Source organism: Paenarthrobacter histidinolovorans (assembly GCF_014647595.1).
Lineage (GTDB): Bacteria > Actinomycetota > Actinomycetes > Actinomycetales > Micrococcaceae > Arthrobacter > Arthrobacter histidinolovorans.
Genome location: NZ_BMPM01000002.1, coordinates 754305 through 773265, shown reverse-complemented (window position 1 = coordinate 773265; position 18961 = coordinate 754305). Strand labels below are relative to the sequence as shown.

Genomic DNA, 18961 nt, shown 5'->3' with positions numbered 1-18961 from the left:
GGACGGGACGCACCGGGTTTCGTTGGATGAGGTGATCGTGACCATGCGTGAGACGGGCAAGGACATGTCCGATAAGTACAAGGAAACCGCGATGGGCGGCCTCGCCGTCAACGTCGTCGAATGCTGAGTCTTTTTACTGTCAGTGCGTAGTGCCATGCTGTATCCATGAGCGGGGGATACGACAGGGATTTTTTGCGGGCACGCCTTGAACTGCCCAGTCCGTCGGCAACGACGATACTGCTGGACTACACCCATTTCTCCGTGCGCTTCCGGGCTGCCCGGAAGCTTGCGGCGATCGTGGGGGTCAACATCAGTGGTGCAGAGCTGAACCCACTGGCGCGGGAAGGAACCTGGCACTTCGATGACAGGGTCCCAAGGGAACAGCAGGCAGGTCCGGACGTTTACAAGAACAACGCCTTTGATCGCGGCCACTTGGTGCGTCGGCTGGATCCCGTGTGGGGCGACGCTGCCACTGCCAAGAGGGCCAACCAGGACACATTCTCGTTCACCAATGCGGCGCCACAAGTGGACGATTTCAACCAAGGCAAGGAACTCTGGGTGGGCTTGGAGGACCATGTTTTGGGACACGCCGATGCCCATGACGCCAAACTCAGCGTCTTCACGGGGCCGGTCCTGCTTGAGGATGATCAGCCGTACCGCGGCGTCCAGATCCCTCGGAAGTTCTGGAAGATTGCGGCATGGACCAACGATGCCAAGCTGGCCGCCGTCGGGTTCATTCTGGACCAGTCGCCACTGCTCGGGAAGGTTGAACTGAAAAGGGCCATTGATCAGCGGCTTCTTGAAGGCGAACCCCCGCCCCTGGGTCCCTTCCGGACATTCCAGGTTCCCATCGGAGAGATAGCCGACCTCACCGGGCTCAGCCTCAGCCGCCTCGCGAACGCCGACCGTCTTGGCAGCGGCCAGCGTGAACTGGGCAAGCAGCCCAAAGCCATCGAACTGGAGAGCATGGAGCAGATCAGGCTCTAGGCACCCGCAGGGCGCGTTTCTGCTCGGAAGGCAGAGGATTTTTCTCAGCCCGATAGACTTGGGGCTGCATGTCCGCATGCGCACGATGCTTTTGAACACTGCACCAAAACCCTGAGATTGGACACGGCCACCTTGCGAGAATTTACCGCCCGCTTTGCCACTGCCGAGGAAATCGATAACTGGGACAAGCACGTCACTGCCAATCCGAACGGTGGCAATATGCTGCAGTCGGATGCCTACGCGGAGGTCAAGGACGGCAACGGTTGGCTGGTCCGCCGGCTCGTCATCGAGACCGCTGATTACGCCAGCTACAACCTCCTGCTGGAGAAGAAGTTCCCCGTCCTGGGCCGCCTCTGGTACCTGATCAAGGGACCGGATGCTGCCGAGGTAAGCGACATCAAGCCCATGCTGGACGCCGTCGCAGCCTTTGCGCGGGAACAGAAGATGAACGTCTTCACCATCAAGATAGAGCCCGACGTCGTGGAGTCACCTGAGGTGACTGCGCAACTGAAGGCGGTCGGCCTGGTGAAGGCTCCTAACATCCAATCCAACGATTCCACTGCGGTGCTGGACATTTCCGCACCCGCCAATGAAGTCCTCCGCAGCATCTCGTCGCGGGCCCGAAATGCTGTGCGCCGGGCAGAGCGTGAGGGCTGCGAGGTCCTCCAAGAAGAGGCCGGCGAGGAAAGCTACCGCAAGCTCTACGCCCTGATGCAGAACACCGTGAACGCCAAAGGCGCAATGCCCCTGCGGAGCTATGAGTACTATGCAACGTTCTGGGGCGGGTTCTGCAACCGCGGCCAAGGGCAGTTCTTCTTTGTCTACGAGGACGGTGCCCCGAGCGTGGGCGCCTTCGTGATCAATTACGGTTCCAAGGCCACCTACAAGGACGGCGGCTCCACCCAGAACCGCAAGCAGTACGGAGACTCGCACCTGGTTCAGTGGGCTGCCATCGAGCGCATGCAGGAACTTGGTTGCGTCGAGTATGACTTCTGCGGCACGCCTCCGGGCGCCCGGATCAAGGACAAGACCCACCCCCTGTATGGCCTGGGATCGTTCAAGACAAGCTTCACCAAGACGGTCACGGACTTCGTGGGCTGCTACGACCTCGTGCTGGGTCCGGTCCGTTACAAGCTGTGGCTCAAGGGGGCCGAGCGGGTGTTCCGTCGACTCGAAACGATGCGCACTGGAGGCCAGTTCTACTGACGGGCAGCGAGAGCCAGCAAGCCAACGAACAGGCCCGCCCCGGCCACCAACGGGCGCAAATCTAACTTAGGCGAGGTAATTTCTTTGACTCCGATCGAGGCTGGAACCGACATGGAATTCGTGATTCTCAGCGACGCTGATTTCGAAACGTTTGCCAAGGGACACCCGCAGGGGAGCTTCATCCAGTCCATGGACCTGACGCGTTTCCAACGCGCCCGCGGCCAGGAAGTCGAGCTCTTTGGTGTGACCCGGGGCGGGAGCATCATCGCAGCGGGCAAGCTTGTGTACTCCTCCAACCGCTTCGGCTACAAGACAGCTGACTGCGCCAAGGGGCCGCTGATGGACTATAGCGACCCCGCAGTGGTTCGCTTCGTCGTCGGGCAGTTGAAGAAGCACGCGGCCTCGAAGAAGGCCGCAGAGCTGCGGATCTCACCCAACCTCCGGTACATCGCGCGCGATGAGGACGGCGCAGAACACCCCGAAGTTGAGGACAACCGTCCCTTGCTCAAGGAACTGGAAGGCCTGGGCTTCGAGCATCAGGGCTTCGACATGAATTTCGCCAACATCAACTGGATGTTCATCAAGCAGCTCGACGGGATCGCCGATTCCGAGGAGCTCATCATGGGCATGAACTACCGCACCCGCAAGGCCATCCGGAAGGCCGAGAAGAACGGCGTGTACCTGGAACAGGCCACGCTGGAAACGCTGGACGATTTCTACAATGCGCTGAGCACTGCCGGCGACGAGAAGGGCTTCACGTACCGCGAACGCGAGTACTACGAGCAACTGCTCCGCAATACCTCCGATGAGTTCACCAAGCTCATGATGGCCAAGATCAACATCCCCGAGTACCGGGCCTCCATCACCGAACGCCTGGAAGCTGAATCCGCAACGTTGGCGGACCTCAAGAGGGAAGTTGAGGAAACCGGCAGCAAGAAGAAGGCCAACCGCGTCAAGGTGGTCCAGGACCTTGTGGACAGCTACGAGCGCAGCCTCAAGGACATCGAGCGTTTCCCCGATTCCGTGGGCGTGGCCACTGTGGCTGCCATTCACTTTGCGTGCTCCGGGGATGAACTCACGTGCGTCATCGGCGGCACCGTGCAGGACTACATCTACTTCAACGGCGCAACGTCACTTTACTGGGGCATGATGCTGCACGCGCTCAATAACGGCTACTCCCGTTACAACTTCTACGGAACGTTCGGCATCCAGGGCCAGGATGAGACCGGCCACGGTGGCTATGAATTCAAAAAGGGTTTCGGCGGCGAGGTAGTCCAGTTGCTGGGTGACTTCGTTGCTCCGATCAATCCCTTGAAGTACAGCGCGTACCGCGTGGCCAGGAAGCTCGCAGGAGCCGCCCAGACAGTTCTGGGACGATTGCCGCTTGAGAAATTGCCGGTAGTACGAAAACTGCGGGGTAACCGCTAATCAAACAAGCCAAGGGAGGATCACCGCGTGACTGAACGCCCCGACGGGTCCACCGGCCGGCCGCATACTGACGGTTTGCCCAAGACCCAGCCGCTGCGGCCGTCCCAGGTCCGGCAGAACGTCAATGCCAAACGCATGCTCATGCGCCTGGTGCAGGGCGATAGTCCGCCTACCGCTCCCATGAACATCGTGGACCGGCTCGCCGGGAGTCCCTACGCCAATCCCACCATCCAGGTGGTTGGGGTGGACGCCTCAGCCCGCAAGACCATCGATTTTGCGCTGCATTTGGCCGAAGTGATGTTCCGGTACGGTGCGGGTGCGTTGGAAGTCGAGACCAGCATGATCGCTGTGACGGCTGCGCTCGGCCTGAAGAACGTCGAGGTGGACATCACCAACCAGTCGGTGGCCATCAATTACGCTCCCAAGGACCAGACCCCCATCACGCTGCTGCGTGTAGTGCGGTCCTGGACCAACAACTACGCCGGGTTGGCGCAGGTCCATCAGCTGGTCACGGACATCGTGGCCGGGGGAGTGGGCCGTGACGAAGCCGTCCGCCGGTTGAATGAGATCATTCGCAGCGCCAAGCCCTTCCCTCGCTGGATGGTAACGATCGCCTTCGGTATTTTCGCCGCGGTCTTCGTGGGCGTGCTGGGTGGCGGTATTGGTGCCTCGGCGGTGGCTTTCGGTTCCAACATCCTCATCAGCCTGCTCTCCCGTCAGCTCGTGAGATGGCGGACAGCCGACTTCTTCAACACCATGGCGTGTGCCTTCCTGGTCACTTTCGTCGCCCTCATGCTGCGTTGGGCGGGGGTGGAAATCGCGCCATCCATTGTTGTGGCCGGTGGGATCCTGCTGCTGCTTCCCACAGGCCGGTTGGTGTCATCGGTGCAGGATGCCATCAACGGTTTCCCCGTGACGGCAGCCGGCCGGTTCCTTTCCACGCTATTGACCTTTGGCGCGATCGTGGCAGGCATCGGCGTGGCCGTAGTGGTGGGAACACTCATGGGCAGTGCCGTCCTGGATGTCACCCAGACATTCCCCGACGCGTATCCTCTGTGGGGCCAAGCCATCCTGATTGCCGTTGCGGTGGTTGCCATCGGCGTCACCGAACAGACTCAGATGCGGCTGTTGGTCCCGACGGCGGCAGTCGGTTTGGTGGGTTTCTTCGTTTTGTGGGGGGTCGGCCAGGCCGGCCTCGGCGACCGTTTGTCACCTGCCGTCGCAGCGGTGGTCATCGGTCTCCTGGCCCGTGTGGTGGCGCTGAAGCTGGGCGCTCCGCAGTTGGTCGTGGCTGTTCCGGCCGCCCTGATCCTGCTGCCTGGACTTACCATTTTCCGTTCGATGTATGCCTTGACCGTTGAAGGCGGCAACATCCTGCTTGGTGCGGGCGGAATGCTGAATGCAGGCGCGATTGTGCTTGGGGTAGCCGCTGGAATCGTGCTCGGCGACAACCTCGCCCGGCCGCTGACCAAGGGCCTTTCCAGCAATGAGCGGCGCCGGGTACGCAGACGCTAAGGACTGCGAAACAGCGTGAAAGGGCGTCGCGATGCGGCGCCCTTTCCTTTGTCCGGAATCTGCCGGACCAGAGCTAGATCTGGCCGACCGGGAGCTTCTTTTCGGCTTGGAAGACTTCCTCAACGCGGCCTTGCGCCCAGTATCCCGACAACGAAACCTGCGAACGCTCCAAGCTGCGCTGGGCAAAGAAGATCTCGCGGAGGCCCTTCATGTAGCCGCGCTCACCGTGGGCAAAGACGTCCACGCGGCCAGGCAGCCATTCCATGCCGCGCAACGCTTCCAGAAGAAGATCGCTGGAGCCGGCCGGTGTGCCCTTGCGCAGCAGCCAGTGCATTTCGATGCCCTGCGGCGCTGAGATGGGAAGGATGTCCGCTTCGCTGTCCACCTCGAGGTAGACGGTTCCGCGCGCGCCGTCGTCAAGGGCTTCAACGCACGCCGCGATGGCCGGGATCGCGGCGTCGTCGCCGGCGAAGAGGTACCAGTCGGCGTCGGGGGATGGGTTGTAACCGCCGCCGGGACCGGTGAAGATCAGGGAGTCCCCGGGTTTGGCTGCGGCCGCCCACGGGCCTGCCAGGCCTTCATCCCCGTGCACCACGAAGTCGATTGCCAGTTCCTGGGCCTCAAGGTCAACCCAGCGGATGGTGTAGGTCCGGGTGTGCGGCCACTGTTCGCGTGGCATGGTTTCGCGGATGGCCCACAAGTCCAGGGGCTGCTCGTAGTCGATGCCGTCCTGCGGAAAGACGATCTTGACGTACCGGTCAACGTAGTCGTTGTTGGCGTAGTCGCCGAACCCGGGTCCGCCGGCCACGATCCGCACCATATGGGGCGAAAGGCGCTCGTTCCGCAAGACGGTCAGGTTGACCTGCGGACGGCTTTTGCGTGTGGCGGACGAGGTGACGGGGAGAGCAGTCATATAGGTAAGCCTAAGCTAATGGGCTGTGGCCCGGCCGGGTATGAGTCGAAGGTTACAGACGCTCGCTCGCGTTCGGCGTGCTTGGGCTGGAATGTGAGTGAGCGTTAGGGGCCTAAAGGACGGGCAGTTCCCAGTCGACGGGGTCCGCGCCCTGTTCGACCAGCAATTCGTTGGTCCTGCTGAAGGGTTTGGAGCCAAAGAAGCCCCGGGATGCCGAGAGGGGGCTGGGATGGACGGAAACCACAGACGGTGCTCCCTCCAGCAGCGGCATGACACTTTCGGCGTCCTTGCCCCACAGGATCGCGACCAGCGGCTTCCGATTCCCCGCACCATCCGTGCGCCGCGCGACGGCGGTGACTGCCGCCGTCGTGATGGCCTCCCATCCTTTCCCGCGGTGGGCGCCGGCATTGCGGGCCTCAACCGTGAGGACGCGGTTCAGGAGGAGGACGCCTTGTTCCGTCCACGCGCTGAGATCGCCGTGGACGCGGGGTGGGAGGCCGAGGTCGTCGTGAAGCTCGCGGTAGATGTTGGCAAGGCTGCGGGGGATGGGCCGTGTTTCGCGTGAGACCGAGAAGGAGAGTCCCACAGCGTGTCCCGGTGTCGGATAAGGATCCTGGCCCAGGAGGAGGACTTTGACCTCCGACAAGGGTTGCTGGAACGCGCGAAGGATGTTCCCGGATGCGGGGAGGACCTGTTTGCCGTCGTCTGCACGCCGGGCGGCGTAAGCCAAAGCGTCACGTAGCCCGCCTTCGACCGGGCGCAGGGCCTCGGCCCAGTCGGGAGCCATCAGCTCCTCGAGTGGACGGTCGAGCAGTGCAGCAAAGCCCGCGTCCGCCGGGCCAGCAGGTTCAAGATCAAAGAGAGCATCCTCGCCAGTCACCCCGCCATTGTCCCCCGCGTGGCGCAGGTCGGGCGAATGACAGCGGTGTTATTCGCCCGTAACATGGGGGTAGGACATTTTCCCCAACAAGCGTCGAAGGAGTGTGCCGTGGCAGAACCAGCACCGGAACCAATGGCGCCGCAGGCGGACGGTTTGGCTTTGGAAGATCTCGCGGCCGAAACCCGGAGTGACTCCCCGTTGAGTGAGCGGGATCAGCAGATGTTGGCGCTGGAACGGCAGTGGTGGAAGTACGCCGGCGCAAAAGAACAGGCCATCCGGGAGCTCTTCGACCTCTCTGCCACCCACTATTACCAGATCCTGAACGCACTGATCGACACCGAGGACGCGCTGGCCCACGACCCCATGCTCGTCAAGAGATTGCGTAGACTACGTACGTCCCGCCAACGCGCGCGGACAGCGCGGCGCTTGGGGTCGGACGCGTAAATCGCCAGGCTGATCTGTCAGCAGCAACCAGCAAGGACAACGCTTCACCATGACCAAATATGCCAGGGACGAATTCGACCAGGTCCCACAGAACACCTCCCGGCAGGGCGTTCACCGCGACGGCCAGGACGTCGCGCGGCCCACATTGTGGCCCGTCCTGACCGTTGGAGCCGTGGCTTTGGTACTCGGCCTCGTGGCGTTCCTCATCCTCCCGAACCTCGGGCTGGTCGCGCCGAGTGCGTCGTCAAACGTCTCGACGCCGGCACCCCAGCAAACGTCGACGTCGCCGTCGGCTGCGCCCTCCGAATCGAGCAGCGCCCCGCCCGCTTCCAGCGAACCGAGCACCCAGCCGACGCCGTCGAGCACTCCGTCGACCTCGCCGTCGGCGACGCCGTCGTCGGCGCCCGTGGACAAGAGCGTCCCTGTCGCTGTGTACAACGGGGCCGGTACAGCCGGGTTGGCCGGCCGGGTGGCAGGGCTGGTGCAGGGAGGTGGCTGGACGCTCAGCACCGTAGCCAACTGGGGCGGTGTGCCCCAGCAGACCTCGGTTATCTTCTACAACGCCCCTGCGCAGAAGGCCAACGCAGAGGCCCTGGGCGCCCTCCTGGGCATCCAGACGATCGTCGAAACCCCGGATGTGCAGCAGCCACTGGTTGTTGTAGCGGGACCCGGCTACCAGTAACTGCGCGGCTGGAAAGCCTACAACGCCCAACTCGGTTAAGCCTCAATAACAAAAGCAGCGCCCTGGCCCTTGGGGGCAGCGCCGGCGTAGTGACTGTGGTTACAGTGGACTAATTCCGGTCCGGAGATCCCGGCAACCGGTCTTGGCTACTGCGAAAGTGTGGGCATCATGGCATTGGGAACCGTCAAATGGTTCAACGCCGAAAAAGGCTACGGATTCATCACTGTGGATGAGTCCGGTGACGACGTCTTCGTGCACTGGTCGGCGATCCAGATGGATGGCTTCCGCGCCCTCGAGGAGGGCCAGCGGGTGGAGTTCGAACTGGGCGAGGGCCAGAAGGGGCCGCAGGCCGAAGGCGTTCGCGTCGCCTGACTTCCGGACGTGACCGGCCCCGCCCTCAGCTATCGGCTGAAAGCCGCGTTTTTACTGCGAAAAGTGCAGGCTCTGCTTGCACTCTCCCCGGTCGAGTGCTAATTATTGATTTAGCACTCCTACGGTTCGACTGCTAAATCCGGCCCGGGTTTCCCCGGTGGCGGACAGTAGTGGGATCGCTGGGGGATCAAGAAACACCTTGGTGGGGTGAGGTTCGGAACGCGGGGCATACAGAGGCCGCACGTGAAGGACCGTCCGTCGCGGGCACCCCATCTGACAGGTACCTTCTTAACGACTGTCCCGAAAGGACTACCGCCGTTATGGCCAAGATCATTGCATTTGATGAAGAGGCACGCCGCGGCCTCGAGCGGGGTCTGAACATCCTCGCAGACGCCGTCAAGGTCACCCTCGGCCCGCGTGGACGCAACGTCGTCCTCGAAAAGAAGTGGGGCGCCCCCACGATCACCAACGATGGCGTGTCCATCGCCAAGGAGATCGAGCTGGACGACCCTTACGAGAAGATCGGTGCAGAACTGGTCAAGGAAGTTGCCAAGAAGACGGATGACGTCGCTGGCGACGGTACCACCACTGCAACCGTCCTCGCCCAGGCACTGGTAAAGGAAGGCCTGCGCAACGTTGCCGCAGGTGCCGACCCGCTGTCCCTCAAGCGCGGCATCGAGAAGGCTGTTGAGGCAGTCATCAGCGAACTGCTGGCCTCCGCCAAGGAAATCGAAACCAAGGAAGAGATCGCAGCCACGGCTTCCATCTCCGCCGGTGACCCGGAAATCGGCAGCCTGATCGCCGAAGCCCTGGACAAGGTGGGCAAGGAAGGCGTCATCACGGTTGAAGAGTCCAACACCTTCGGTCTTGAACTCGAGCTCACCGAAGGCATGCGCTTCGACAAGGGCTACATCTCCGCTTACTTCGTCACCGACGCTGAGCGCCAGGAAACGGTCCTCGAAGACCCGTACATCCTGATCGTCAACTCCAAGATCTCCAACGTGAAGGAACTCGTCACGGTTCTGGAGAAGGTCATGCAGTCCAACAAGCCGCTGCTGATCATCGCCGAAGACATCGAGGGCGAGGCCTTGGCCACCCTGATCGTCAACAAGATCCGTGGCACCTTCAAGTCTGTTGCCGTCAAGGCTCCGGGATTCGGTGACCGCCGCAAGGCCCAGCTGGCCGACATCGCCATCCTCACCGGTGGCCAGGTCATCTCCGAAGAAGTTGGCCTCAAGCTCGAAAACGCCGGCCTGGACCTCCTCGGTACTGCACGCAAGGTTGTTGTCACCAAGGACGAGACCACCATCGTTGAAGGTGCCGGCGACGCCGACGCAATCGCAGGCCGCGTGGCCCAGATCCGCGCCGAGATCGAAAACTCCGACTCCGACTACGACCGCGAGAAGCTGCAGGAACGCCTGGCCAAGCTGGCCGGCGGCGTTGCAGTCATCAAGGCCGGTGCCGCCACCGAAGTTGAGCTCAAGGAACGCAAGCACCGCATTGAGGACGCAGTCCGCAACGCAAAGGCTGCTGTCGAAGAAGGCATCGTCGCCGGTGGTGGCGTTGCCCTCATCCAGGCAGGCGCCAAGGCATTCGCCAACCTCACCCTGCAGGGTGACGAGGCAACGGGTGCCAACATCGTCAAGGTTGCCATCGACGCACCGCTGAAGCAGATCGCTTTCAACGCCGGCCTGGAGCCGGGCGTTGTGGTGGACAAGGTTCGTGGCCTGCCTTCCGGCCACGGCCTGAACGCTGCCACGGGCGTCTACGAAGACCTTCTGGCTGCCGGCGTCAACGACCCCGTAAAGGTCACCCGCTCGGCTCTCCAGAACGCTGCTTCCATCGCTGGTCTGTTCCTGACCACCGAAGCTGTTGTTGCAGACAAGCCCGAGAAGAACGCTCCGGCTCCCGGCGGCGACGACATGGGCGGCATGGGCGGCTTCTAAGCCCCCGGCTGTAGCGATACAGCGCCAAGCTCACGCTTGCAACGCACGACGGCGGTCCCCACTTCGGGTGGGGGCCGCCGTCGTTTTGCGTCGAGCCCCAAAGCAGGTAGCAGTACATGCCGTTTTGAGCCCCGGGAACGACCTGATCTGCTACTCAGTTGGGTACTACCACGGATTAAGTGTCGGTGGGGTCTGGCAGGATTAATGCATGACGATTATTGCTGCCGCCGACGGGTCCGCCCTCGGTAATCCTGGACCGGCCGGTTGGGCCTGGTACGTTGATGACTCCTGCTGGCGTGCGGGAGGGTGGCCGCACGGCACCAACAACCAGGGTGAATTGATGGCTGTCCTGGACCTTTTCCGGTCGACGGCCCACGTACCTCACGAAGATCTGCTGATCCTTTGCGACAGCCAATACGTCATCAACTGCATTACCAAGTGGATGCCGGGCTGGAAGCGCAAGGGGTGGCGGAAGGCAGACGGTAAGCCCGTACTGAACGTCGACCTCCTCAAAGACATCGACCAAGCGATCGTGGGACGGAAGTACAAGTTCGAATGGGTCAAGGGCCATGCCGGCCATGACCTCAACGAGGCCGCGGATGAGCGTGCACGCGCGGTCGCTACCGCCTACCAGCAGGGCGTTGCGCCGCGGAGCGGCCCTGGCTTCCCGGGAGCCAAGGAGGCGGGAACCACGGCCCGGGACGGATCCCCGGCAGCCACAGCGGTAGCACAGCCACCAGTCCGGTCCGAGCCCGTTGCAGTGGCCTCCGGCGTCGGTTCCGTCGCCGCCCCGGCTGCAGTCTCCTCGCCCGCACGGCTGGACCGCAGCATCCGGCCACATTTCGAGCCCACGCTGTTCGGAGAGTCGGGCCTCTTCGGCCAGCCCGACCTGTTCAGCGAACTGGGGGACGATACTTCAGCACCCGAGCTTTCGGCGGAGGACACCGTCCTCGCCCTGGAACGCGAACTCCTCAGGCCTGACGTGAGGGCCGATATTGGGAGGATCGGAGTTTTGCTTCACCCGGACTTCGCCGAGATTGGCAGCTCGGGCCGGTACTGGACGCGCGACGCCATGATGATGGCCCTGGAAGAAGACCCGGGCGAGGCCACGGAACTGGAACTCCTGGGTGCGGACCGTCTGAGCGAAAACACCATCCTGCTGACTTACCGTAGTTTCACCCACACCGGATCAGCGCTCCGCAGCTCCGTCTGGACGCTTGACCGGGGTCAGTGGCGGCTGCGGTTCCACCAGGGCACGCTCGAAAAACAGTAGCTCGAACAGATTGGCGTAGCCTGCAGGGCCGGATGCAAAGGGGGAAGGCAGCCGGCCCTGCAGGGGTCCACGGCCCTGCAGGGGTTTCGAGGGGGATCCTAGTAAGTAAAACGTTGGGTATTGCCCTGTTCCACCTCTGAGTAGCTTGTTGCGGCAGAGGCCAGAGCCATGGTGATGGAATCCAACGAGGCTTCGACCTTGCTCTGGGTGAGCGACCATTCCACCACCAGGGCCTGGAAGTTGTTGGCCGCCGAGCCTTTCCAGCTTGCCTGCAGATCCTCCAGGCCGCGCCTCATGGTGTGCACGTCTGAACTGATGCGGTCCACGGTTCCTTTGACGTTGGCGGACTTGAGCTGCAGCAGCTCGGTATCAACGGCGATGACAGTCATGGATGTTGCCTTTCGATGAAGAGGTCCCGCGGGAAGCGTGGCCACTGCATCCAGCCTAGGAATAGTGCCCGCAGCCCGTAATGGCTCTTCATCGCTATGTGGATAACAGCGCTCTTTGCAAGAGCACTACGTGGACGGCACCTCGTCCGGTTCTTCACGGACGGGAAGGCTGACCACCAAAGTGGCCCCACCGCCGTCGGTCTCCTTCACCTGGACCGAACCCCCGTGGGAACCGACGATCGCCGCCACAATAGCCAGTCCCAGGCCACTGCCACCGGTTTCCCGGGTCCGTGACGTGTCCGCCCGGTAAAAGCGTTCGAAGATCTTGTTGGTTTCCGACTCCGGAATTCCGGACCCGTGGTCGCGGATCTCAATCACGGAGACTTTTCCGCCGGGGGTGGTGCGTACACCGACGGCGAGCTCGATCGGGCTTCCCTCCGGCGTGTAACGCAAGGCATTTCCCACCAGGTTCCCGATAACCTGGCGAAGCTTCGCTTCATCTCCCTGAACCGGCGCAGGGGAGGGGGATCCGCCGTCGAGACCGGTGAGGGTGATGGTCCGGTCGCCGGAGGAGGCCTTGGTGTCCACCATGGCGTCGTGGGCAAGCAGCTGCAGGTCCACCGGCTTGAGCTGGAGCGGGCGCTGTTCGTCCAACCGCGCCAGAAGCAGCAGGTCTTCCACCATGGAGCCCATCCGCTTGGCTTCGCTTTCGATCCGCCCCATGGCCATGGCCACGTCTTCCTCGGTTGAGAGGGCGCCGTGCCGGTACAGCTCGGAGAAACCACGGATAGTCACCAGGGGAGTCCGCAGTTCGTGGGACGCGTCCGCGGCAAAGCGGCGCATCCGGCCCTCTGAGGCAGCACGTGCCGCGAACGACGCCTCAATGTGGGCCAGCATGGCATTGAGTGAACCGCCCAGCCTGCCGACTTCGGTGTGCGGATTATCCACTTCCACACGGCGGGACAGATCCCCTGCGGCAATGGCTGCTGCGGTTTTTTCCACCTTGGCAAGGGGACGGAAGGACCGTGCGACCGTCCACGTGGCAATGAAGAAAGCCAGGACCAGGGTCAGCAGTCCCACGCCCACCACCACCAGGACGGCGTGCTCCATGACCTTGTCCACGGGGGTCAGTGGCAGCCCAATGATGACCACGCCGTTCTGCCCGTTGGCCACAACTCCCACGGCAACAACCCGCCAGTTGGTTCCGGCGGTTCCCTTGACCTGGAAGGGTGCGTTGGCGCGCTGCTTGGCTTCCAGGGGGGTGATGTTGGAAATTGCGGGCCGATCACTCTGGCTGCCGCCGAACGGATATGGCGCAAGGTCAGGGACGTAAAGCGTGAGGGAGTAATCCGTGGGAACTGCAGTGTCTGCAGGCACGGCACTGTTGGGCTCGGTCAGCCTGTCGAAGGACTGCCGGTCCTGCGCCAAAGCGACGGCGGCCTTGAGCTTGTCGTCCACCTGGCCCTGCAGGTAGCTCTTGACGAGCGTCAGGGTGCCGGCACCGGTTGCGGCCAGGGCAAGCAGGAGCAGGCACATGATGATGGCTACCAGCTGCGACCGCAGTGAAGCCGACTTCCAGCGTTGCAGCAAGGTCAGCGCTTCTCTGCCGTCCGCAGCACGTAGCCCACGCCACGCTTGGTCTGGATGAGGGCTGCGGCATCGGGGTCGATGTCCACCTTGCGCCGAAGGTAGGAAATGTAGGACTCGACGATCGAGGCATCTCCGTTGAAGTCGTATTCCCACACGTGGTCAAGGATTTGGGCCTTGGACAGCACGCGGTTCGGGTTGAGCATCAGGTACCGGAGCAGCTTGAACTCGGTCGGCGAGAGCTCGATCACCGTGCCGCCCCGGCGGACTTCGTGGGCGTCGTCGTCGAGTTCAAGATCGTCAACGCGGATGACGGCGTCGTCGTCTTCCAGCGGCTGCGTGCGGCGGAGGACGGCGCGGATCCGGGCCACGACCTCGTCAAGGCTGAAGGGTTTGGTGACGTAGTCATCGCCGCCGACGGTCAGGCCAGTGACCTTGTCTTCGGTGTCGTCCTTTGCGGTCAGGAAAAGCACGGGGAAGTGCTTGCCTGCCGCGCGGAGGCGGCGTGTGACGGTGAAGCCGTCCATGTCCGGAAGCATGACGTCCAGGACCGCCAGGTCCGGGGCGTGAAGGTCGGCGGCAGCGAGGGCTTCGCGACCGTTGGCGGCGGCCACCACCTCGAAGCCGGCGAAACGCAGCGACGTGGAAAGAAGCTCGCGAATGTTGGGCTCGTCATCTACCACAAGGAGCTTGGCTTCAGGACCGTTCTTTTTCATGACACCCATAGTGCTCCCAGAAACTGGGAGTTCTCTGAATGCTGCATGTGAGCCCACCAAGTGCCGCCGACGCGTCAGGTTTGTTATGCCTGCAGAACCAGCCCGACCCCCAAGGCCACCATGGTCACCGCAATCCCGCCGTCCAGGAACTGCCAGGACAAGGGGCGGGCGAAGAAGCCGCGAAGGAACCGCGCACCAAAGCCCAGGGAACAGAACCACAGAATGCTGCCCACCATGGCCCCGGCACCGAACCACCATTGCAGGGGATTGCCCTGGGCGTTGGCCAACGAACCGATGAGGGCGATGTCCAGGTAGACGTGCGGATTCAGCCAGGTCAGCGCGAGGACGGTAGCCACCGCCGCCACCGCACTGCCTTTGGTGCCGGGGCCGCGGTCGTCGGCTGCGCCTGCCGTCAGCGACTCCGGACGCATGGCCCGCCTGGCCGCCATGACGCCGTACGTCACCAGAAACGCGGCACCCACATAGCGGAGGACGACGACGGCGGCAGGCGCTGCCGTGATCAGCGCACCTGTGCCGAAGACTCCCGCCGCGATGAGGACGGCGTCAGAGAGTGCGCACACAGCGACGATGGGCACGATATGTTCGCCCCTGATGCCTTGTCGCAGTACGAAGGCATTCTGGGCGCCGATGGCAACAATGAGGGCAAGGCCCGTGGCCAGGCCGAGGCCTGCGGAATGGAAGAAGTCAAGGGAAGTCACCCTCCCGAAATTACGGAAATAGCTAACCTAAGACCAGCTAAAGATTCTGAAGCTGCGTAAGCTGTGCTTATGCCGCAGTTTCCTTCCGAACAGTTGCTCACCTTTGCCACGGTCCTCTCCGAGGGCACATTGGAGGCTGCAGCCCGCATGCTTCACATCACGCCGTCGGCGGTGTCCCAACGGTTGAAAGCGCTGGAACAGTCCACGGGCAGGGTTCTGCTGCAACGCAGCAATCCTGCCCAGACAACTGAAGCCGGTGAAGTTGTCCTGCGGCTGGCACGGCAGGTGGGCCAGCTGGAAGCCGACGCGGGCAACGAACTGGGTTTGGATGGCGGCAGTCCTCAACTTGCCCTCCCGATCGTGGTCAACGCGGACTCGCTGGCGGTGTGGTTCCTGAAGGCGCTGGCCCAGGTATCCGGCAGCCTCAACGTCACTTTCGATCTCCACCGGGACGATGAACAGCACTCCACCTCGCTCCTCCGTTCGGGCACGGTCATGGCTGCTGTGACGGCTACACCCGAGCCCGTCCAAGGCTGCCGCGTCGAAAGTCTCGGCATCATGCGCTACCTCCCCGTGGCGGCTCCGACGTTCGTGGCCCGGTGGTTCCCGGGCTTCCCCACAGGGCTCGACGGCGCGGCACTCAATGCTGCGCCCACAGTGGACTTCGACCGCAAGGACACCTACCAGTGGGCGTTCGTTCAGTCCTGGGTCAAGGCCGAAGGGGGGCCGGTTCCCGAAAGGAAAGGCCCCCGCCACTATGTGCCGGCATCCCAGGATTTTGGCGACGCAATCCGGCTTGGACTTGGTTGGGGCCTCATTCCGGAAGCCCAGTGCGGACCGGACATTGCGGACGGCCGGCTGATCGAGCTCGCTCCGGGGCAGCCTTTCGATGTGCCGCTCTACTGGCAGCGGTGGCGCACGGCGTCCTCGGCACTGGACACTCTCAGTGAGACTGTCCGCAAGGTATCGGCCCAGTACCTGCGCAGCCCCTGAAAGCGCTAAATCCGAACACGCCCGCCGATGCTTCCAAAAATGTCAGTGCCCCGTTCCACACTTAAAACATGGCAAACACAGCAGCTCCAGTCAGCATCCACCACCCCACCGGTGAGGTCGAATTTCATGTCACCTACCTGGACACGGACACCGGACGGGTTCGGCGTGAAGACTTCCAGGACCTCATGGCGGCAGAACGGTTTGCCAGCGCGCAACTCCGCGACGCCGACTCCTGGGCCGTGATCGACCAGGTGGACACCACGCCCGCCAAGCGGTTGGTCGCCTGACCCATAGCTGAGGTCGCAGGTCCTCATTCGGGCCGGTTCCCTGCGTGGCCGCCGTGGACGAACGGGGACGACACGCCTTCGTACTTGAGCATCATCATCATGCCCTCGGCAGCGTGATCCAGGTTGTGGCAGTGGTCCATCCAGATACCCGGGTTGTCAGCGTGCAGCAAGACTTCCCACACTTCACCGGGCTGTACATCCACTGTGTCCAGGATCAGCGGTGATCCGCTGGGTGCTACGCCGTTTCTGCTCAGAACCTGCACGTGATGACCGTGCGGATGCATCGGATGTGGCTCGGCCGTCCTGTTCACGACCGTCACTTTCACGGTGTCACCCTCGGCCACCTCAATGGAGGGCACCAGCGGATACGCCGCCCCATTCACAGTGAAGGCATACCGCGGTACCCCATCCACAAAACGAAATTGCCGGTCCAGCACCACCACCTCTTCGCGGGTAACAGCGGATGGAGGTGACTTGGAGGCCCCCGCCGACGCCGCTGCCACCGCCGCTGCCCCCGCCGTCGCCCCAGGCGGTGGCCCGCCGGAGGCCAGTGGATGGCCATAATCCAGGAAATCCAGCACGGGAGTGGTCGCGAAAACGCCGGACGGTGCCCGCCCTTCGGCCGGTGCCGGCGACCCGGGCGGGACAACAACCACCACGGCGTCGGCTGCAGAGTCCGAGCGCAGGGTGACGGGGGAGGCCGGCATGGTGAAAGCAATATCCACCCGGCCGCCCGCTCCCAGACGCACCAGCTTTCCGGTGATGTCCTGGGGTTCGTTGACATCGGTTCCGTCCACTGCCACGGCCTTGAAGGAAGTCCCTTCCACAAGGTAGCGCTGGGGCAGGGAATCCGTGTTCACCAGCCGCATCCGCACACTTGTCCCGGGGGCGGCCCTGTATTCACTGCTGCGGTCTGAGGAGCCCAGCAACCCCAGACCGCTGAGGTCGTGCCCCGCCACCACGATGTCCGTGTCGGCACGGACCTCCGCGGGATGGTGCACGACGAATGCGCCGTAGAGCCCCTTGCGGACACCCTCGGCCGAATCCTGATGCGTGTGATACCAGTAGGTACCAGCTTGGGCTGCGGTGAAACGGTAGGTGGTGGACTGGCCCGGCATCACGGCGTCCTGTGTAGCTCCTGCCACTCCGTCCATGGCATTGGGCACATCGTATCCGTGCCAATGCACCGTGACACCGGCGGCCACGTCCCGGTTCTTGAGAACCACCTCCACCACCTCGCCAAGCGTGGCTTCGAGCGTCGGACCAGGAACGCTCCCGAAGGTCCAGGCTTCCGTGGTCTGTCCGGATGGCAAAGTCAGCCGCTCCACCCGGGCGGTCAATTCATAGTGCCGGACCACCGCGTCGCCGGGGATGACCCCCACAAGGCTGGTCACCGGCGTCGAGTCCTCCGCTGTTGGGGCGCCGGTACCGCGGTGATGTCCGACTGCGGCAGCGATCGCCGCGCCATCGGCGGAGCGGCTACCGAGCCAGGCAAAAACTCCCGATCCCAACGCCGTGCAAAGCATGAGGACGGCCACGGCGGCCGCCGCCGTCGTGGACCGCCTGCCGATGGTGCGGGCGGAGCCGGCGCCGCCCGGGCTGGCCAGGGCGATCCAGGCGATCAGCGTTGTTCCGCCCGCCATGAAAAGAAGCACTGCGATGCTCCATGGTGCGGGGAAAGGGCCCAGGACCAGGACCAAGGCCAGCGACGCCACGGCGGCTGCAGCGGCGGCCACCAGTGCCGTCACGGCCGCCCGGCGGGTTTTCCCGAACCCCCACCGGCCCCCGGCAGTTTTGGAGCCGGTGTTCCGCCTCCTCAGCAAGAACGGAACACCGGCCATCGCGGCCCAAGCCGCGGGGATGGCGGTCAGAGGCAGGCTGATGGTTATGCGTTCGCTGGCAAACCACCAACTGCCGGCCACCAAAGACGGAAGCAAGGCATAGCGTGACACCGTCAAAACGACGGCGGCACCTACCAACAGCAAGGCCAGGTCAAACCCGCGGCGCGGCCCCGGCTTGCGGTCAGTGCTGGAAACAACAGTCATCCACGCTGCAGCAGTCCAGGCTGCGGCCGCGAGGACGGACAACACCAAATCCACCGCCAGCAGCTGCGAGGTATTCACAGCTGCCTTTGCTCAGGCTGCGCTGGAGGAGGCAGAAGCATCCGAAGCTGCAGCTTTCGGAGGCAACGGCTGCGGATTGAGGGCAGCCGCGCGGGCGCGGGTGAAGAGCCAGTAAGACATGAAGATCATCAGCAGTCCGGTGAGGGGATGGATGGAGACAACCCACGATCCGGCAGGAGTGATGAAATCTTCGGAAGATCCGGTCAACATGCCGCCGATGATGAAAATGAACAGCTGGACCCAGGAGAGCAGGAAAATTCCGGCTGCCAGCCAGATGGTCCGGGCACCCATTCGGGCAATGGCGGCCACGATGGCGGCGAGAAGCGCCGAGTAACGCAGCACGTACTGGCCGTTCATCACGTGGAAAACGCCCGCTTCATGCTGGGCTTCGATGGTGTTCTGGAAATGGAAGTATCCTGCGAAAAACAACTGTGCGAGTGCTGACAACAGGACAATTGCGGAAATGACCAGGAGGGCTTTACGCATGGGGAATCCTCTGGG

Annotated in this window: 20 protein-coding genes; 12 read left to right on the top strand and 8 right to left on the bottom strand. The window is 63.1% G+C overall.

The genetic code is table 11. The features are described from left to right. The 5 genes from IEY62_RS08030 to IEY62_RS08010 form a co-directional block, all read left to right on the top strand. A partial coding sequence (locus tag IEY62_RS08030; protein WP_189015665.1) for an L-serine ammonia-lyase, iron-sulfur-dependent, subunit alpha occupies nucleotides 1-127 on the top strand: 127 nt, incomplete at its 5' end. A gap of 38 nt (nucleotides 128-165) precedes the next feature. Continuing rightward, entirely contained in the window at nucleotides 166-987 is an 822-nt protein-coding gene (locus IEY62_RS08025) for a DNA/RNA non-specific endonuclease (protein WP_189015663.1), read from the top strand. Between the two features lie 117 nt (nucleotides 988-1104). Then, complete coding sequence (locus tag IEY62_RS08020; protein WP_189015661.1) at nucleotides 1105-2193, top strand: lipid II:glycine glycyltransferase FemX; 1089 nt, start codon at nucleotides 1105-1107, stop codon at nucleotides 2191-2193. Between the two features lie 111 nt (nucleotides 2194-2304). After that, nucleotides 2305-3621: a peptidoglycan bridge formation glycyltransferase FemA/FemB family protein gene (locus tag IEY62_RS08015; protein ID WP_189015653.1), complete on the top strand. Its 1317-nt coding sequence runs from the start codon at nucleotides 2305-2307 to the stop codon at nucleotides 3619-3621. Nucleotides 3622-3648: 27 nt separating this feature from the next. After that, nucleotides 3649-5136, top strand: coding sequence for a threonine/serine exporter family protein (locus IEY62_RS08010; RefSeq protein WP_189015651.1), 1488 nt, complete (start codon nucleotides 3649-3651; stop codon nucleotides 5134-5136). Between the two features lie 73 nt (nucleotides 5137-5209). Here the strand turns inward: IEY62_RS08010 and IEY62_RS08005 are convergent, their stop codons facing one another. Together IEY62_RS08005 and IEY62_RS08000 are read right to left on the bottom strand one after the other, a co-directional pair. Next, entirely contained in the window at nucleotides 5210-6049 is an 840-nt protein-coding gene (locus IEY62_RS08005; protein ID WP_189015649.1) for a siderophore-interacting protein, read from the bottom strand. 112 nt (nucleotides 6050-6161) lie between these two features. After that, entirely contained in the window at nucleotides 6162-6929 is a 768-nt protein-coding gene (locus IEY62_RS08000; RefSeq protein WP_189015647.1) for a uracil-DNA glycosylase, read from the bottom strand. A gap of 108 nt (nucleotides 6930-7037) precedes the next feature. Here IEY62_RS08000 and IEY62_RS07995 point away from each other — a divergent pair, with 108 nt between their 5' ends. The 5 genes from IEY62_RS07995 to IEY62_RS07975 all read left to right on the top strand — a co-directional run bounded on the left by IEY62_RS07995 (nucleotide 7038) and on the right by IEY62_RS07975 (nucleotide 11646). After that, nucleotides 7038-7373 carry a DUF3263 domain-containing protein gene (locus tag IEY62_RS07995; RefSeq protein WP_404595049.1) on the top strand — a complete coding sequence of 112 codons (336 nt, stop codon included), beginning with the start codon at nucleotides 7038-7040 and terminating at the stop codon, nucleotides 7371-7373. 49 nt (nucleotides 7374-7422) lie between these two features. Next, on the top strand, nucleotides 7423-8055 hold the full coding sequence (locus IEY62_RS07990) for a LytR C-terminal domain-containing protein (protein WP_189015645.1): 633 nt from the start codon (nucleotides 7423-7425) through the stop codon (nucleotides 8053-8055). A gap of 168 nt (nucleotides 8056-8223) precedes the next feature. Continuing rightward, complete coding sequence (locus IEY62_RS07985) at nucleotides 8224-8427, top strand: cold-shock protein (RefSeq protein WP_011773737.1); 204 nt, start codon at nucleotides 8224-8226, stop codon at nucleotides 8425-8427. A 320-nt stretch (nucleotides 8428-8747) separates the two neighbouring features. Further along, entirely contained in the window at nucleotides 8748-10373 is a 1626-nt protein-coding gene (groL, locus tag IEY62_RS07980; RefSeq protein ID WP_018779556.1) for a chaperonin GroEL, read from the top strand. Nucleotides 10374-10581: 208 nt separating this feature from the next. Further along, nucleotides 10582-11646, top strand: a complete 1065-nt coding sequence (locus IEY62_RS07975; RefSeq protein WP_189015643.1) for a ribonuclease HI family protein — start codon at nucleotides 10582-10584, stop codon at nucleotides 11644-11646. Nucleotides 11647-11744: 98 nt separating this feature from the next. Here IEY62_RS07975 and IEY62_RS07970 read toward each other — a convergent pair whose 3' ends face one another. From IEY62_RS07970 to IEY62_RS07955, 4 genes are all read right to left on the bottom strand, one after another. Continuing rightward, nucleotides 11745-12035 (bottom strand): WXG100 family type VII secretion target, encoded by a 291-nt coding sequence (locus IEY62_RS07970; protein WP_189015641.1) that lies wholly within the window; start codon nucleotides 12033-12035, stop codon nucleotides 11745-11747. A gap of 126 nt (nucleotides 12036-12161) precedes the next feature. After that, a complete protein-coding gene (locus IEY62_RS07965) occupies nucleotides 12162-13625 on the bottom strand; it encodes a sensor histidine kinase (protein WP_189015638.1) in 1464 nt (487 codons plus the stop codon). Nucleotides 13626-13627: 2 nt separating this feature from the next. Then, a complete protein-coding gene (locus IEY62_RS07960) occupies nucleotides 13628-14338 on the bottom strand; it encodes a response regulator transcription factor (protein ID WP_026267426.1) in 711 nt (236 codons plus the stop codon). Nucleotides 14339-14421: 83 nt separating this feature from the next. After that, nucleotides 14422-15057 (bottom strand): LysE/ArgO family amino acid transporter, encoded by a 636-nt coding sequence (locus IEY62_RS07955; protein WP_189015636.1) that lies wholly within the window; start codon nucleotides 15055-15057, stop codon nucleotides 14422-14424. 69 nt (nucleotides 15058-15126) lie between these two features. On the opposite strand from IEY62_RS07955, the gene IEY62_RS07950 reads away from it, so the two are divergent. Both IEY62_RS07950 and IEY62_RS07945 read left to right on the top strand, forming a co-directional pair. Further along, the gene (locus IEY62_RS07950) at nucleotides 15127-16050 is read left to right on the top strand and encodes a LysR family transcriptional regulator ArgP (protein WP_189015634.1); all 924 of its coding nucleotides are present in this window, start codon (nucleotides 15127-15129) and stop codon (nucleotides 16048-16050) included. 68 nt (nucleotides 16051-16118) lie between these two features. Then, nucleotides 16119-16337 carry a hypothetical protein gene (locus IEY62_RS07945; RefSeq protein WP_189015632.1) on the top strand — a complete coding sequence of 73 codons (219 nt, stop codon included), beginning with the start codon at nucleotides 16119-16121 and terminating at the stop codon, nucleotides 16335-16337. 23 nt (nucleotides 16338-16360) lie between these two features. Here the strand turns inward: IEY62_RS07945 and IEY62_RS07940 are convergent, their stop codons facing one another. Further along, nucleotides 16361-18460 carry a multicopper oxidase family protein gene (locus tag IEY62_RS07940; RefSeq protein ID WP_189015630.1) on the bottom strand — a complete coding sequence of 700 codons (2100 nt, stop codon included), beginning with the start codon at nucleotides 18458-18460 and terminating at the stop codon, nucleotides 16361-16363. A gap of 12 nt (nucleotides 18461-18472) precedes the next feature. Beyond that, the gene (locus IEY62_RS07935; protein WP_189015628.1) at nucleotides 18473-18946 is read right to left on the bottom strand and encodes a hypothetical protein; all 474 of its coding nucleotides are present in this window, start codon (nucleotides 18944-18946) and stop codon (nucleotides 18473-18475) included. Nucleotides 18947-18961: the final 15 nt, after the last annotated feature.

Coding starts and splice junctions, on each gene's coding strand:
- groL (WP_018779556.1), top strand. CDS start 8,748: ATGGCCAAGATCATTGCATTTGATGAAGAGGCACGCCGCGGCCTCGAG.
- IEY62_RS08015 (WP_189015653.1), top strand. CDS start 2,305: ATGGAATTCGTGATTCTCAGCGACGCTGATTTCGAAACGTTTGCCAAG.
- IEY62_RS07970 (WP_189015641.1), bottom strand. CDS start 12,035: ATGACTGTCATCGCCGTTGATACCGAGCTGCTGCAGCTCAAGTCCGCC.
- IEY62_RS07950 (WP_189015634.1), top strand. CDS start 15,127: ATGCCGCAGTTTCCTTCCGAACAGTTGCTCACCTTTGCCACGGTCCTC.
- IEY62_RS08005 (WP_189015649.1), bottom strand. CDS start 6,049: ATGACTGCTCTCCCCGTCACCTCGTCCGCCACACGCAAAAGCCGTCCG.
- IEY62_RS08025 (WP_189015663.1), top strand. CDS start 166: ATGAGCGGGGGATACGACAGGGATTTTTTGCGGGCACGCCTTGAACTG.
- IEY62_RS07960 (WP_026267426.1), bottom strand. CDS start 14,338: ATGAAAAAGAACGGTCCTGAAGCCAAGCTCCTTGTGGTAGATGACGAG.
- IEY62_RS07990 (WP_189015645.1), top strand. CDS start 7,423: ATGACCAAATATGCCAGGGACGAATTCGACCAGGTCCCACAGAACACC.
- IEY62_RS07985 (WP_011773737.1), top strand. CDS start 8,224: ATGGCATTGGGAACCGTCAAATGGTTCAACGCCGAAAAAGGCTACGGA.
- IEY62_RS07975 (WP_189015643.1), top strand. CDS start 10,582: ATGACGATTATTGCTGCCGCCGACGGGTCCGCCCTCGGTAATCCTGGA.
- IEY62_RS07935 (WP_189015628.1), bottom strand. CDS start 18,946: ATGCGTAAAGCCCTCCTGGTCATTTCCGCAATTGTCCTGTTGTCAGCA.
- IEY62_RS07945 (WP_189015632.1), top strand. CDS start 16,119: ATGGCAAACACAGCAGCTCCAGTCAGCATCCACCACCCCACCGGTGAG.